Annotated in this window: 11 protein-coding genes; 8 read left to right on the forward strand and 3 right to left on the reverse strand. The window is 67.4% G+C overall.

Features of this window, described 5'->3' with window-relative positions; genetic code table 11:
* Positions 1-97 precede the first annotated feature (97 nt).
* The 3 genes from glpD to FE263_RS16165 all read right to left on the reverse strand — a co-directional run bounded on the left by glpD (position 98) and on the right by FE263_RS16165 (position 3,416).
* Positions 98-1,663 carry a glycerol-3-phosphate dehydrogenase gene (gene glpD / locus FE263_RS16155; RefSeq protein ID WP_240759786.1) on the reverse strand — a complete coding sequence of 522 codons (1,566 nt, stop codon included), beginning with the start codon at positions 1,661-1,663 and terminating at the stop codon, positions 98-100.
* A gap of 82 nt (positions 1,664-1,745) precedes the next feature.
* The gene (locus FE263_RS16160; RefSeq protein WP_138327073.1) at positions 1,746-2,567 is read right to left on the reverse strand and encodes a DeoR/GlpR family DNA-binding transcription regulator; all 822 of its coding nucleotides are present in this window, start codon (positions 2,565-2,567) and stop codon (positions 1,746-1,748) included.
* Between the two features lie 63 nt (positions 2,568-2,630).
* On the reverse strand, positions 2,631-3,416 hold the full coding sequence (locus FE263_RS16165; RefSeq protein ID WP_138327074.1) for an SDR family NAD(P)-dependent oxidoreductase: 786 nt from the start codon (positions 3,414-3,416) through the stop codon (positions 2,631-2,633).
* A 155-nt stretch (positions 3,417-3,571) separates the two neighbouring features.
* On the opposite strand from FE263_RS16165, the gene FE263_RS16170 reads away from it, so the two are divergent.
* The 8 genes from FE263_RS16170 (at position 3,572) to FE263_RS16205 (ending at position 13,917) form a co-directional block, all read left to right on the forward strand.
* Positions 3,572-4,315: an SDR family oxidoreductase gene (locus FE263_RS16170; RefSeq protein WP_138327075.1), complete on the forward strand. Its 744-nt coding sequence runs from the start codon at positions 3,572-3,574 to the stop codon at positions 4,313-4,315.
* Positions 4,316-4,583: 268 nt separating this feature from the next.
* Complete coding sequence (locus FE263_RS16175) at positions 4,584-6,068, forward strand: hybrid sensor histidine kinase/response regulator (RefSeq protein WP_138327076.1); 1,485 nt, start codon at positions 4,584-4,586, stop codon at positions 6,066-6,068.
* 287 nt (positions 6,069-6,355) lie between these two features.
* The gene (locus tag FE263_RS16180) at positions 6,356-6,982 is read left to right on the forward strand and encodes a phasin family protein (protein WP_138327077.1); all 627 of its coding nucleotides are present in this window, start codon (positions 6,356-6,358) and stop codon (positions 6,980-6,982) included.
* A 352-nt stretch (positions 6,983-7,334) separates the two neighbouring features.
* Complete coding sequence (locus FE263_RS16185; protein WP_138327078.1) at positions 7,335-8,759, forward strand: aldehyde dehydrogenase family protein; 1,425 nt, start codon at positions 7,335-7,337, stop codon at positions 8,757-8,759.
* An 85-nt stretch (positions 8,760-8,844) separates the two neighbouring features.
* Entirely contained in the window at positions 8,845-9,975 is a 1,131-nt protein-coding gene (locus FE263_RS16190; protein ID WP_138327079.1) for a zinc-dependent alcohol dehydrogenase family protein, read from the forward strand.
* Complete coding sequence (locus FE263_RS16195) at positions 9,972-10,991, forward strand: poly(R)-hydroxyalkanoic acid synthase subunit PhaE (RefSeq protein ID WP_138327080.1); 1,020 nt, start codon at positions 9,972-9,974, stop codon at positions 10,989-10,991. Before FE263_RS16190 ends, FE263_RS16195 begins: the two co-directional genes overlap by 4 nt.
* Positions 10,988-12,259 (forward strand): alpha/beta fold hydrolase, encoded by a 1,272-nt coding sequence (locus tag FE263_RS16200; RefSeq protein WP_205880412.1) that lies wholly within the window; start codon positions 10,988-10,990, stop codon positions 12,257-12,259. Before FE263_RS16195 ends, FE263_RS16200 begins: the two co-directional genes overlap by 4 nt.
* Positions 12,256-13,917, forward strand: a complete 1,662-nt coding sequence (locus tag FE263_RS16205; protein ID WP_138327081.1) for an acyl CoA:acetate/3-ketoacid CoA transferase — start codon at positions 12,256-12,258, stop codon at positions 13,915-13,917. The genes FE263_RS16200 and FE263_RS16205 overlap by 4 nt, the downstream gene beginning before the upstream one ends.
* Positions 13,918-14,096 lie beyond the last annotated feature (179 nt).

Consider the following 14,096-nt stretch of genomic DNA (forward strand, 5'->3'; position numbering starts at 1 on the left):
GTGCCGTGATCTTGACGACGGACGATCGACCCCGATTGCGGCCGCACTGCGACCAAGGTGCGCCTGGATCCGCCTTGTTTCGATCACCCGTGCCGGGTCAGGCAATCTGCCGCATGGCGGGGACGGCCCTGTCTATGACCGCCTCGATCGCCTCGACTTCGCCGGGGCGTACCCGCAGTCCCAGCTTGCTGCGCCGCCACAGCGCATCGGCGGCGCTGCGGACCCATTCGCGGTCGACCAGGTAGCGAAGCTCGGCATCGGTCAGGTCGCCGCCATACCGCGCGCCGAGTTGCTCGAGGCTGGCCGCGTCGCCGATCAGGTCGTGGATGCAGGTGCCATAGGCGCGTACCAGCCGCCGCACATGCGGCCGCGACAGGAACCGGTAGCGAGCCGCCGCCTGCTCGACCAGGGCGTCATAGCCGTCACGCGGGAAATCGCCGCCCGGCAGCGGTGCGGTCGCGGTCCATCCGGCACGGCGCCCGACCGGTTTCGGCAGATGCGGCTGCAACTGCGCCAGCGCCGCCTCGGCCAGCTTGCGGTAGGTGGTGATCTTGCCGCCGAAGATCGACAGCAGCGCCGGTGCCTGCGGCTCGGCAACCAGCTTCAGAACGTAGTCGCGGGTCGCCGACTGGGCGGCGCCCCCGGGGTCCTCGCCGTCGCCGGCATAGAGCGGCCGCACCCCTGAGTAGGTCCAGACTACCTGGTCGGGGGTGACCGGCTGGCGCAGGTATTCGCTCGCAGAGCGGCACAGGTAGTCGATCTCTGCCTGGCTCGCATGCACCGCGCCCGGATCGCCGTCATAATCCTGGTCGGTGGTGCCGATGAGGGAGAAGTCCTGCTCGTACGGGATCACGAAGAAGATGCGGTTGTCGGCATTCTGGAAGATGTAGCAGCCGTCGTGGTCGTAGAGCCGGGGCACCACGATGTGGCTGCCCTGCACCAGCCGCACCGGGGAGCGCTCGTTGGTGCGCGTGACGCTGCGGGCGACCACGTCCACCCATGGGCCCGCGGCATTCACCAGCGCGCGCGCCCGCACCGTCGAGACCGTCCCGCTCGGCTCGTCGCGCAACGTGACGCTCCACAGGCCCTGCCGGTGCTCGGCGGAGAGGCAGCGCGTTCGGGTCAGGATGCTGGCGCCGAATGCTTCGGCATCCCTGGCGTTCAGCACCACCAGCCGGGAATCCTCGACCCAGCAGTCGGAATACTCGAAGCCGCGCTGGAATTCCGGCTTCAGCGGCGCGCCGGTCGGATCGGTTGCGAGATCGACCGATCGGGTCGCCGGGAGGCGCTTGCGGCCGCCGATATGGTCGTACAGGAACAGGCCCAGCCGTAGCAGCCAGCGCGGCCGCAGCTTGCGATGGTAGGGCAGCACGAAGCGCAGCGGCCAGATGATGTGCGGTGCGATACCCCACAGCGTCTCACGCTCGAGCAACGCCTCGCGGACCAGGCGGAACTCGTAGTGCTCGAGATAGCGCAGACCGCCGTGGATCAGCTTGGTCGAGGCGCTCGAGGTGCCGGACGCAAGATCGTTCTGCTCGCAGAGCAGCACGCGCCAGCCGCGCCCGGCCGCATCGCGTGCGATGCCGCAGCCGTTGATGCCGCCGCCGATGATGACGAGGTCGTAGAGCTCGCCGGGCGGTTGGCCGAGAATTTCCTGATCCAACACGGAGCCCCGATTTCAAGCGTGATCCTGTTCGCTCATAGCATATTGGCGAAAAAACAGAACACACAAGCGATCAGAACGATCACGCCGCCGGCTTTGCCGTCTCCGCGGATGGCTCGGCCTCGGGATCGGTCTCGATCACCTCGACCTGGCGGCTGCGGCATAATTCGGCGATCTCGCCGTCCGGCAGGCGATCGGTCACCAGCACGTCGATCTCGTCGAGGCGGGCGATGCGGACCGGCGCACGACGGCTGAACTTGCTGCTGTCGGTGACCAGCATGACGCGGCGCGCATTCTCGATGATGGCGCGCGACACCTGAACCTCGCGCAGGTCGTAATCCAGCAGGGTGCCGTCGGCGTCGATCGCCGAGGTGCCGATGATGGCGATGTCGGCCTTGAACTGCCGGAACATCTCGGCGGCCATCCGCCCGACGATGCCGCCGTCGCTGGTACGCAGGCTGCCGCCGGCGACCACGACCTCGATCGACGGATTGCGATACAGCTCTGTCACCACGTTGACGTTGTTGGTCACCACCATCAGGCCCTGGCGCCCGCTCAGCGCCCGGCCGACTTCCTCGGTGGTGGTGCCGAGATTGATGAACAGCGAGCTGTTGTCGGGGATCAGCTCGGCGCAGGCGCGGCCGATGCGCTGCTTCTGCGCCTGCGCCACCAGCTTGCGGGCGTCGTAGGCGAGGTTCTCCACCCCGGATGCGGCGATCGCCGCTCCATGCACGCGGGCGATCAGGCGGGCATCGCTGAGGTCGTTCAGGTCGCGGCGTATGGTCTGCGGCGTGACCTGGAACCGCGCCGCCAGCTCGTCGACCCCGATCCGGCCGATCTCGCGTATCAGCCCGGCGATCTCGCGTTGCCGGGGCGACAACCCGGCCAGCACGCGATCATCCATCGGCCGCCTCCAGGAACTTGGTTTGCAAGGCCGGGGTCTGCTGCAACGCTGGGGCCTGCCCTCTCAGCGCACGCCGAGTCCGGCGGTGAGGCCGCCATCGATCCGGTGGTCGGTGCCGGTGATGAAGCCGGCGCGGTCGGAGGCCAGGAAGGCTACCAGCTCGGCCACCTCCTCCGGCTCGCCGATGCGACCGAGCGGATGAGCCGCGCCGAAGCGGGCGAAGGCGGCATCGAGATCGGCATCGTCGCCGTCGAAGGCGCGGGCGGAGGCCTCCAGGATCGGCGTGCGAACCGAGCCGGGGCTGACCGACACCACCCGGATGCGATCGCCGGCAAAATCGAGCGCCATGGCGCGGGTCATGGCGTGGATCGCGCCTTTGGAAGCAACGTACGCAGCGACGCCGGACTGGCAGGCGAAGCCCTGCACGCTGGACAGCGTCACGATCGCGCCGCCGCCACGCCGGCGCATCGCCGGGACCCCGTAATGCGCGGTGAGGTGCATCGATCCCACGTTCACCGCAAGGCAGCGCGCGAACTGCACGGGAGAGGTCTGCACGGCGTCGCCATAGGGGTGTACGGCGGCGGCATTGACGATGATGTCGAGTCCGCCGAGGCCATCGACGGTAGCCTGCACCGCCGCCTCGACGTCCCCCGGTTCGGCCACGTCGGCGTGGCGCACCTCGACGTTCAGCCCGGCAGCGCGGGCGGCGTCGGCCAGGCCCGCGTTGGCGCCCTCATCGATCCCAAGCGCCATCACCCGCGCCCCACCGTGTGCCAGCCGGAGCACGGTCGCGCGGCCGATGCCGCTGGTGCCGGTGACGAGTGCGACCCGGCTGGCAAACTCCTGCATGGGTTCTCCGGCATGCAACTGGTGGCTACGGAAACAGGTTAGACAGCGCGGCACCCCCCGTCCAACCCGCCCCGCTCCGCACCGTCCCGATCGAGCCGGACGATGCCGCCGGCCACCCTGCCGGCTTGCGGGGCGCCAACCTGCAGGAGAATGCAATGGGCTTGCTGAGTGGAAAAGTCGCCTGGATCACTGGCGCCGGCAGCGGCATCGGCGCTGCCGCGGCGGCCGCACTCGCCGGCGCCGGCGCCAGCGTGGTGCTGACCGGCCGTCGCACCGAGCCGCTTCAGGCCACCGCGAGCCAGCTCGCCGATTCTGAAGGCACCGTCGTGGTGGAGCCGGGCGACCTCACCCACTCGGATACCGTCGCCGCCATCGCCGGCCGCATCGGCGAGCGGTTCGGACGGCTCGACATCCTGGTCAACAACGCCGGCCTGAACACGCCGCTGCGTCGGTGGGACCAGCTCGTCCCGGCTGCCATCGACAGCGTCATCCAGGGCAACCTGTCGGCTGCCTTCTACTGCGCGGCCGCAGCACTTCCGTTGATGCGCGCCAACCGCGACGGCGTGCTGATCCACACCGCCTCCTGGGCCGGCAAGTACATCCATCCGGTCAGCGGGCCGGCCTACACCGCCGCCAAGCACGCCGTGGTGGCGATGAGCCAGAGCCTGAACATGGAGGAATACGGCAACGGGATCCGGTCGACCGCCCTGCTGCCGGCCGAGGTCGCGACGCCGATCCTGGACGCGAGGCCGAACCCTCCGGACCAGCAGGAGCGGGCACGCATGCTGCAGCCGAACGATCTGGGCGACCTGATCCTGTTCATCGCCACCCGCCCCGCGACCGTGTGCCTTAATGAGATCGTCATCAGCCCGACCTGGAACCGGATGTATCGTAACTGAGGCCCGGGTCACAGGTCTGGCGGTTTCCACGACCTGATCCGGATCAAGGCACTGGCGCTATCCGCGCGCCAGTCTGCCTGTGCCGCTCCAAATAAACGTTGCTTCGCCGAAGTCGCTGCGATTGCTCGAAATACCATCGCCATGGAAACTTAAGCCAGTCGCCGGACGCAGTTCCGGAGTCATGCCGATTGCAAAGCCGTCGCCTCATGAGGCACTGTGCATCTTCCTGGTAAAGCTTCACCCACGGCAGGCCCACTAGGAGATTCCGATGGCTGGGTCTTTGAACATTTCGGAAGCTCACGGCTCGATCGAGCCTTTCCATGGTTTCGTGCCGGCCGTCTATGAGTTGAACGTCTGCATGGTCGATGCGGATGGTATGATAACCAGCTGGAAAACAAACATAGCTTCTGCCGGCAGCCATGTCCCGTCGGGTTTTGTCGGACAACACCATTCTCATCTGTTCACCCCCGAGGACCGCACCCGGCGCCGACCCGAGCAGGTCCTCAAGCTTGCCGTCCTGCATGGCGGCTTCGCGGAAGAGGGCTGGCGGGTCCGGCGCGACGGCAGCCGGTATTGGGCCAGCGTGGTGGTCGAGCCGGTTCATGACGATGCGAGGCGGGTGCTGGGCTTCACCACGATGATGCGCGACATCTCCGAGACACGCGCCTTGCGCGAAGCTTTGCGTCGAAGCGAGCAGCACATCGACCTGATCATGAGCAGCATCACCGATTACGCAATCTTCGTGCTCGATACCGACGGCATCGTTGCAAGCTGGAACCCGGCTGCCGAGGAAATCCTCGGCTACGGCAAGCGCGACATTGTCGGCCAGCACTTCTCCTGCTTCTTCAGCGCGGACGATCGCGAGAGCGGGAAGGATGCGCTGGTCGTGAGCAGCGCGCGGGCAGCCGGTCAGTTCGAGGACGAGGGCTGGCGCATACGTCGCGACGGCAGCCGCTTCTGGGCGCGTGTGGTGGTGGACGCGATCCGCGACGAGCACGGAGACTGCATCGGCTTCGCCCACGTCACCCGCGACATCACGCTGCAGCGGACCATCGACGAACTCGAGCAGAAGCTGGCGCACTCGCAGAGCGGCGTGGCGGACGGCATCGCCAGCGGCGAGGTCGCGCACCAGTTCAACGACCTGCTGTCCGCCGTCGCCGTCAGCCTCGACCTGATCACACGGTCCGACGACATCAGCACGATGCACCGCCTGACCCGCATGGCGCAGCGCGCCGCACAGTCGGGTGCGCGCCTGACCGCGACACTGCTGGAGACGTCGCAGGCGGACCAGCCGCAGGTCAGCGCCGGTAGCGTCGGAGGTGTGGCGCCGGCGCTGGCCGATGACAGGCAGGTCACTGTTCTGGTTGTCGATGATGATCCGGACGTCCTGGAGCTTGCCAGCTGCGCAGTGCAGGAACTTGGCTACGTGGTGGTGAGCGCTGCCGATGCCGAGGCGGCGGTCGCCATACTGGAGAACGATCCGAGCGTCGGTCTGCTGTTCACCGATATCATCATGTCGAAGAGCGTCAGTGGCCTGGGATTGGCCAGGCGCGCGCGCGAGCTCAACCCAGCGCTGCGAATCCTCCTCACGTCGGGTTATCCCAGGGCACGCCTGCAGAGCCTGCCTGAGATCGGCGATGGCATGGCGTTCATCTCGAAGCCCTACGAGCTATCGACCCTCGATGCGAAGCTCCGCGAGTTGACCGCGATCCGCGACAAGTCGGAACACACACAAACGCCGGTCTACAGCTAGACCCTTGCGGTAGTTGGCCTACGTGGCGATGGTCCGGACAATCCCGACGCACGGGGCGTAACGTCGCGCGTGCCTTCAGCCCGCGGCGCTGGCAGCGCATCCAAATGGTCCGGCATTTATAGTTGGGCAAGCAGCAGCTACAAATAGTTTATAAACAGCCATAGGGTTATAAAGGGTAGTGCTCTATCCATTAACAAAACTCATTTGTCTGTCATTGCTGGCTGTCTCCGGATCTTAATCGAGAGATTATCGTATTTCTCGTTGATCACGCTGGCTCTTCGCTTTAGTTGTTGCAGTGCGGCACGCAGAGGTGCCCGAAGATCCCACTCAAAACAGGAGCGCTCATGTCGAGCAGCAAGTCTTCCGACACCGATACCGGCAAGGCGGCCGAGCAGGCTGCTTCGCGATCAAAGGAAAGTTCTTCAGCGGGTATCGCCGCCTCCAAGGAAGCGGTCTCGTCCGCCATGTCTGCAAGCCGCGAGGCCGCCACCGCCACGCTGGATGCCTCCAAGGATGCCGTCGCGTCGGCCAGCGCCGCCTATCGCGATCTTTCCAAGCGCACCCTCGACATGACCGGCAAGGCCGTCTCGTTCAACCAGGGCACCATGGCCGCCTACATCGAGTCTGGCCGCATCATGGTCGAGGAGACGCAGGCCTTGATCCGCCATGCGATCAGGACCAGCCAGACCGCGACATCCGAGGGCCTCTCCGGCGTACGTACCCTGATGTCCGCCAAGACCGCCAAGGAGCGGCTCGAATTGCAGATGACGCTTTCGCGCAGTGCCGCGATCTGGGCCATTTCGGAGTCGAGCAATTTCGCGCGCAGCAGCGTCGAGATGTTCGAGAAAGTTACCGGACCGATGACCGCGCGCGCCTATCTGGCCGCAGAGACGTTCGACAAAGCGATCGCCTGATCGCCTGCTTCGGTGATGGCGACCAGCCATCGCCGAAGCCATGACCCGGGACGATGCGAGCGCCTGGAGTTGACAGCAAAGCCCTGCCCGCCTGTCCGGGACCCGGGTCGCCTCGCCTCATATCGCAGACTGGTCCTGCCATCTCGCAGCCTTGAGTGCTGCCAGTTCTTCGCTGGTCTTCACCGCAGCCACATTCGCGTCCCGTCCCCGATCCCTGGTCCGCCGCCCGTTCCACCGTGATCGGGCCCTGCCGGAGCATGCTGCCCGGTTGTCGCCTCCGGCCTGATCCGGAGCAGATCCGGTTGTCATGCCTCGCACCGGATGATCGGCCGGCGCGCCGAAGGAGTGACACATGTACAGCGAGCCTCTCATATCGACCAACGGCACCCAGGCCGGCGGCACCAATTCAGGCGCACCCGCCGCCGTACAACGCCTGATCGAGAAAGCCCGTTTGGCGCAGGAAGTTTTCGAAACCCTCTCGCAGGCCCACGTCGACGGCATCGTTCGCGAGTTCGCTAAATACGTCTATACGAATGCCGAGACGCTCGCCGCCATGGCGCACCGGGAGACCGGCCTCGGCGTGTATGAGGACAAGGTACAGAAGAAGCGCGGCAAGGCCCGCACCATCTGGAACAGCCTCAAGAACAAGAAGTCCCGCGGCGTGATCGAAGAGGACTTCGAGCGCAACCTCGTGCTGATCGCCAAGCCGATGGGCGTGGTCGGTGCGGTATGCCCGATCACGAATCCGATCGTGACCCCCATGTGCAACGCCATGTTCGCGCTGAAGGCCGGCAACGCGATCATCTTCGCACCGCATTTCCGGGCGCAGCATGCGACCCGCCATCTCGTCGCGCAATACGAGCGGATCGTGCACGAGCATGGCGGTCCGGAAAACATGGTGCAGACCATCGAGAGCGGCTCGCGCGAAACCACGCAGACGCTCATGCGGTCGGTCGATGTCGTGGTCGCCACCGGCGGCGGATCGCTCGTCAAGGCGGCCTATTCGTCCGGCAAGCCCTCATTCGGCGTCGGTGTCGGCAACGTGCCGGTGGTCATCGATCGTGGTGTCGACCTGCGCGACGCTGCCGAGAAAGTCATCGCCGGTGCCGCCTTCGACAACGGCATCATCTGCTCGCACGAGCAGTTCGTGCTGGCACCGCGGGAAAGCTACCAGGCGACCATCGACAGTTTCCTGGCGACCGGCGACGTGTGGTTCACCGACGATGCGGCGCAGGTCGAGCGACTGCGCGAGGTGATGTTCACCAACGGCCATCTCGAGAAGTCGATCGTCGGCCAGTCGGCGCACTTCATTGGCCGCAAGGCGGGATTCGACGTGCCGGCTTCTGCACGCATCATCCTGGTGCCGGCGCGCGGTGCCGGAACCGCCGACCTGCTGGCCAAGGAGAAGCTCTGCCCGGTGGTGGCGATCCTGGCCTACGACAGTTTCGAGGATGCCATCGCCAAGGCGCGCGCCAACTTGCTGGTCGAGGGCGCCGGCCACTCGGCGGCGCTGCATTCGCATGACGAGGCGAACATTCGCGCCATGGGCCTGGGGCTGCCGATCAGCCGCCTGGTGGTGAACCAGACTTCGTCGCTGACCGCCGGCGGTTCGCTCAGCAACGGCTTCGCACCGACCACGACGCTCGGCTGCGGGTCCTGGGGCGGCAACTCGATCTCGGAAAACCTCGACTACAAGCACCTGATGAATGTCTCGCGCGTCGGCCGGGTCATTGCCCACCGGCTCATTCCGACCGACGAAGAGATCTGGGCCGCCTGATCCGTGGCAAGCCCGGAGTGGCCGCACGACGCGGTCGCCGCCACAGCAAAGAGGAACGTGCCTTGAAGAGCTGCGAGAACCTGTCATGAAGATCCGGGCAGCCGTGCTCGACACCATGGGCGCCGCACCGCCCTACGCCAGCAGCCTGCCGCTGCGTATCGTCGAGTTGGAGCTCGATCCGCCCGGCCGCGACGAGGTGCTGGTGAGGATCGCCGCCGCCGGCCTGTGCCATTCCGACCTCTCGGTCATCAACGGCGACCGGCCGCGGCCGATGCCGATGGCGCTCGGCCACGAGGCCGCCGGCGTGGTGGAGCAGGTCGGCGCCGACATCACGGATCTGGTGCCGGGCGATCATGTGGTGATGGTGTTCATGCCCTCCTGCGGCCACTGCATGCCGTGCGCCGAGGGCCGGCCGGCATTGTGCGAGCCGGGTGCGGGGGCGAACGGCGCCGGAACGCTGCTCGGCGGCGGGCGGCGGCTGCATTGCGATGGCGTCACCATCAACCATCATCTCGGCTGTTCGGCGTTTGCGACCCATGCCGTGGTATCGCGCCGCTCCGTGGTGAAGCTGCCGCCGGATCTGCCGCTCGACGAGGCGGCGCTGTTCGGTTGCGCCGTGCTGACCGGAGTGGGGGCGGTGGTCAACACCGCCAGGCTGCAGCCGGGCGAGACCGCCGCGGTGATCGGGCTCGGCGGCGTCGGATTGTCGTCGGTGCTGGGCGCGGTCGCCTCCGGCGCAAGGCAGATCGTGGCGATCGACCTGTCGGACGAGAAGCTCGAGATCGCGCGCTCGCTCGGCGCCACCGACACCGTGAATGCGCGGGCGCCGGATGCGTCCGAACAGGTGCGCGCGCTGAGCGGCGGCGGTGTCGACTACGCCTTCGAGATGGCGGGCGCCGCTCGTGCCATGGAGCTTGCGTTCCGCATCACCCGTCGCGGCGGCACCACGGTGACCGCCGGACTGCCGCCGCCGACGGCGACGCTGGCGCTGCCGCTGGTTCAGCTGGTGGCCGAGGAGCGCACGGTGAAGGGTAGCTATATCGGCGCCTGCGTGCCGACGCGCGATATCCCGCGCTATGTCGGGCTGTATCGCGCCGGCAAGCTGCCGGTCGACCGGCTGATGAGCGGCAAGCTGCAGCTCGACCAGATCAACGAAGGCTTCGACCGGCTGCATGAAGGCCGGGCGGTCCGGCAGATCATCGGGTTTCCGGCATGAGCAATGCGGCGAAGGATGGCGGGCTGCAGGCCGGCATCGAGGCGGGCCATGCGATGGCCGAGTTCTGGCATGCCGCCGGCACCGCCGCCCTGCAGGCGCAGCAGGATGCCGCCCGCGCCTTCGCCGGCTTCTTCACGCTTGGCGCCAGGCCGGGAGCGGAACCGGCCGACGCAGCACCATTGTCCACGCCCGGCGCGCATGCGGGACGGCCCCTGTCCGATCTGATGCAGTCCGCATCGGCGCTGCACGAGAAGCTGCTCGCCGCCTTCATGGCGGCGGTGAGTTCGGGCAACGCCGGCGTCGAGGCGGGTTGGCGCGCGATGACCGAGCCGAATGCGTGGCTGACCGGCGCGATGGGGTTCGGCGCGACCGGCCTGGAGGCGATGCAGGGTCCAGCCGCCTACCTGGCGGAAGGACCCAGGTTCGCCGATCTGTGGACCGCCGAGCGACAGCAGGCGGCGGTGACGAAGGCATGGCTCGACATGAGCCGTTGCCGGCTGGAGCACGGCGCGATCGTGCTCGCGGCCTGGATCCGCGCCGGCCAGATCTTTCTGGGCGAAATGACGGCAAAGACGCGGGTCGACCAGCATCCGCCGGCCGGCCGCGCGCTGCTGACGCTGTGGACCGAGACCGCCAACCGCGAGCTGCTCGAGACGCAGCGGTCCGAGCCATTCCTGCGCACCCAGGCGGCGCTGATGCGCGCCAGTACCGAGCTGAAGCTGGCGCAGCGCGAGGTGGTGGAGGCCTGGGCCAACCAGTTCGGCCTGCCGACGCGCACCGAGCTGGATGACGTGCATCGCACTGTGACGACCTTGCGTCGGGAACTGCGCCTGCTGCAGCGGCAGTTGCGCATGCCGACGGCCGGGCAGGCAGACCCGGCGCGTGTGCATCCGGCCTACCCGCCGGAGCCGCGCGAGCCGGTTGCCCCGGTCGCCACGCGACGCGGCATCAACGGCCACAAGCCCCGTTCGTCTTCGAAGCAGGTACGGCCGGGCCAGGGGAGCCAGCGTCCATGAACGCCATGGCGCCCGAGCGCAAGAGTTCGGCGGGATCACCCACGCCGCCGGCGGCCGCTTCCCCCATGGCCGCCGCCATCCCGTTGCCTTGGACCCAGGCCTTGACGGTGACGGCCGACATGATGGCGGCCACGGCGCGGATGAACGGCAAGATGCTGTCCGGCGCGTCGCGCCTGGGCCGCCTCCGCGACAGCGATGTCGAGATCGCCACCACCCCGAAGGACCTGGTGTGGAGCCAGGACAAGGTGACGCTGCACCGCTACCGCCCGCTCGCCGGGCAGAAGGTCCGCATTCCGTTGCTTGTCACCTACGGGCTGATCGGGCGCTGGACCATGACCGACCTGCAGGACGACCGCTCGCTGGTGCGCAACCTGCTGCACCTGGGCGTCGATCTGTATGTGGTGGATTGGGGCAATCCGTCGCGCGCCGACCGCTACCTGACGATGGACGACTATATCTGCGGCTATCTCGACCGGTGCATCGAGGAAGTGGCGCGGCTGTCCGGGGTGGAGAGGGTCAACCTGTTCGGCCTTTGCGAAGGCGGCGTGTTCACCACCTGCTATGCGGCGCTCGAGCCCGAGCGCGTCAACACCATGACGCTGGCGATCACGCCAATCGATTTCCATGCCGACACCAGGCAGGACCGGCTCGGCCACGGACTGATCAACGTGTGGACGCGATCGCTGCCGGCCCAGGATGTCGAGCGGCTGATCGAGGCGCACGGCAACGTACCGGGCCGGTTCTTCGGCGCGATGTTCAACCAGCTGACGCCGATGCGCACCGCGCTCAAATACAATCTCGACATGCTCGACATCGTCGATGACGACAAGCGGCTGCTCAACTGGCTGCGCATGGAGAAATGGATCGCCGACCGGCCCGACCATCCCGGCGAGGCCGCCAGGCAGTGGCTGATCGAGCTGTATCAGCAGAACAAGCTGATCCGCAACGAATTGGAACTGGATGGCCGGCGCGTCGAGCTTGGGCGCATCACCATGCCGGTGCTGAACGTGTTCGGCAGCGACGACCACATCATCCCGGCCGAGACCAGCCGGGCGCTCGGGCGCGAGGTCGGCACCGACGAGTACGAGGAGCTGGCGTTGCCCGGTGGCCATGTCGGCATCTTCGTCGGCGGCCGGTCGCAGCGACTGTTTGCGCCCGCCCTCGCGGATTTCGTGATGCGACACGACCGAGACCCCGCGCGCCGGGACGGCGAAATGGACCCCGCGCGCCGGGACGGCGCGACCGAACACGGAGCAATTCCGACATGAGCAACAAGATCGTCTCCGCGGACGAGGCCGTCGCCGCGATCCGGACCGGCTGCACCGTCTCGGTTTCCGGCTTCGTGGGGGTCGGCACGCCGGACGAGGTCCTGCTGGCGCTCGAGCGGCGCTACAACGACACCGGTCTCTCCGGCGAGCTGACGCTGGTGTTCGCGGCCGCCCCTGGCGACGGCAAGGATCGCGGCCTCAACCGCCTGGCGCATCCCGGCCTGGTGCGGCGCGCGGTCGGCGGCCACTGGTCGCTGGTGCCGAAGCTCGGCCAGTGCGCCATGAACGGCGAGATCGAGGCCTACAACCTGCCGCTGGGTTGCATCGCGCAGCTCTATCGCGACATCGCCGCGCACCGGCCCGGCCTGCTGTCGAAGGTCGGACTGCGCACCTTCGTCGACCCGCGGCTCGGCGGCGGCAAGATCAACGACCGCACCACCGAGGACCTGGTCCGGCTGCTGGAAATCGATGGCGAGGAGGTGCTGCTCTACAAGGCCTTCCCGATCGACGTCGCCATCGTACGCGGTACCACCGCGGACACCGCCGGCAACATCACCATGGAGCGCGAGGCACTGCAGCTCGACGTGCTGTCGGCGGCGATGGCGGCGCACAATTCGGGCGGCATCGTGATCGCCCAGGTCGAGCGCATCGCCCAGGAAGGCTCGCTGGATGCAAGGCGGGTACAGGTCCCCGGCATACTGGTCGACTACGTGGTGCTCGCCGAGCCGAAGAATCACTGCCAGACCTACGCGACGGCGCATAACGGCGCCTTCTCCGGCCAGATCCGGGTGCCGCTGGACCGCATCCCGACGCTGCCGTTCGACGAGCGCAAGATCGTCGCCCGCCGGGTGGCACTCGAGCTGCCGGTTGGCGGCGTGGTCAATCTCGGCATCGGGATGCCGGAGTGCGTCGCCACCGTGGCGGCCGAGGAGAAGATCCTCAGGCACGTCACCCTGACCGCGGAGCCGGGGGTGATCGGCGGCCTGCCGCAGAGCGGGCTGAACTTCGGCACCGCGCTGAACCCGGCGGCGGTGATCCAGCAGAACCAGCAGTTCGACTTCTACGACGGCGGCGGGCTGGACCTGGCCTGCCTCGGGATGGCGCAGTCGGACGCCAAGGGCAACGTCAATGTCAGCCGCTTCAACGGGCGGCTCGCTGGCGCCGGCGGCTTCATCAACATCAGCCAGAGCGCGCACAAGCTGGTGTTCGCCGGCACCTTCACGGCCGGCGGCCTGCTGGTGCATATCGAGGATGGCCGCCTGCACATCGTGCGCGAGGGCAGGACGCACAAGTTCATCGAGGCGGTCGAGCAGATCACCTTCAGCGGCGACTATGCCGGCGAGAAGGGCCAGCAGGTGCTGTATGTCACCGAGCGCTGCGTGTTCGCCCGCACGCATGACGGTGTCGAGCTCGTCGAGGTCGCGCCCGGGATCGACATCGAGCGGGACATCCTGGCGCAGATGGGGTTCCGGCCGATCGTGGACCGGCCACGGATGATGGATGCCCGACTGTTCCGGCCCGAAGCGATGGGCCTGCATCTCGCACTACACGAACTGAGCGTTCCGGAGCGGGCCAGTCATGCGGGCGAGCGGCAGCAGCGTCCGCAAAGAGGCGTGCCCGCGGTTCTGGAACCGCAATACGCTGCCGCAGGAGACTGACACCGGCCCAGGCTTAACCCGATCTTGTGGATGAACGGAGTACAAGGTCCGTGCGTTCAGTGGATCCCGGCTCCGAGGCTGTTGACGCACCAATGCCGCAGCTGGTCCCCTCGGGGCCGCCAGTCTCCGGGGGGTCGGGCGTGATCGGGTCCGGAGGATGGGTTCACACCCTTGGCAAG

This window comes from Lichenicoccus roseus, from assembly GCF_005844085.1.
Lineage (GTDB): Bacteria > Pseudomonadota > Alphaproteobacteria > Acetobacterales > Acetobacteraceae > Lichenicoccus > Lichenicoccus roseus.

Coding starts and splice junctions, on each gene's coding strand:
- FE263_RS16165 (WP_138327074.1), bottom strand. CDS start 3,416: ATGCAGGAGTTTGCCAGCCGGGTCGCACTCGTCACCGGCACCAGCGGC.
- FE263_RS16200 (WP_205880412.1), top strand. CDS start 10,988: ATGAACGCCATGGCGCCCGAGCGCAAGAGTTCGGCGGGATCACCCACG.
- FE263_RS16195 (WP_138327080.1), top strand. CDS start 9,972: ATGAGCAATGCGGCGAAGGATGGCGGGCTGCAGGCCGGCATCGAGGCG.
- FE263_RS16190 (WP_138327079.1), top strand. CDS start 8,845: ATGAAGATCCGGGCAGCCGTGCTCGACACCATGGGCGCCGCACCGCCC.
- FE263_RS16160 (WP_138327073.1), bottom strand. CDS start 2,567: ATGGATGATCGCGTGCTGGCCGGGTTGTCGCCCCGGCAACGCGAGATC.
- FE263_RS16170 (WP_138327075.1), top strand. CDS start 3,572: ATGGGCTTGCTGAGTGGAAAAGTCGCCTGGATCACTGGCGCCGGCAGC.
- FE263_RS16175 (WP_138327076.1), top strand. CDS start 4,584: ATGGCTGGGTCTTTGAACATTTCGGAAGCTCACGGCTCGATCGAGCCT.
- FE263_RS16185 (WP_138327078.1), top strand. CDS start 7,335: ATGTACAGCGAGCCTCTCATATCGACCAACGGCACCCAGGCCGGCGGC.
- FE263_RS16205 (WP_138327081.1), top strand. CDS start 12,256: ATGAGCAACAAGATCGTCTCCGCGGACGAGGCCGTCGCCGCGATCCGG.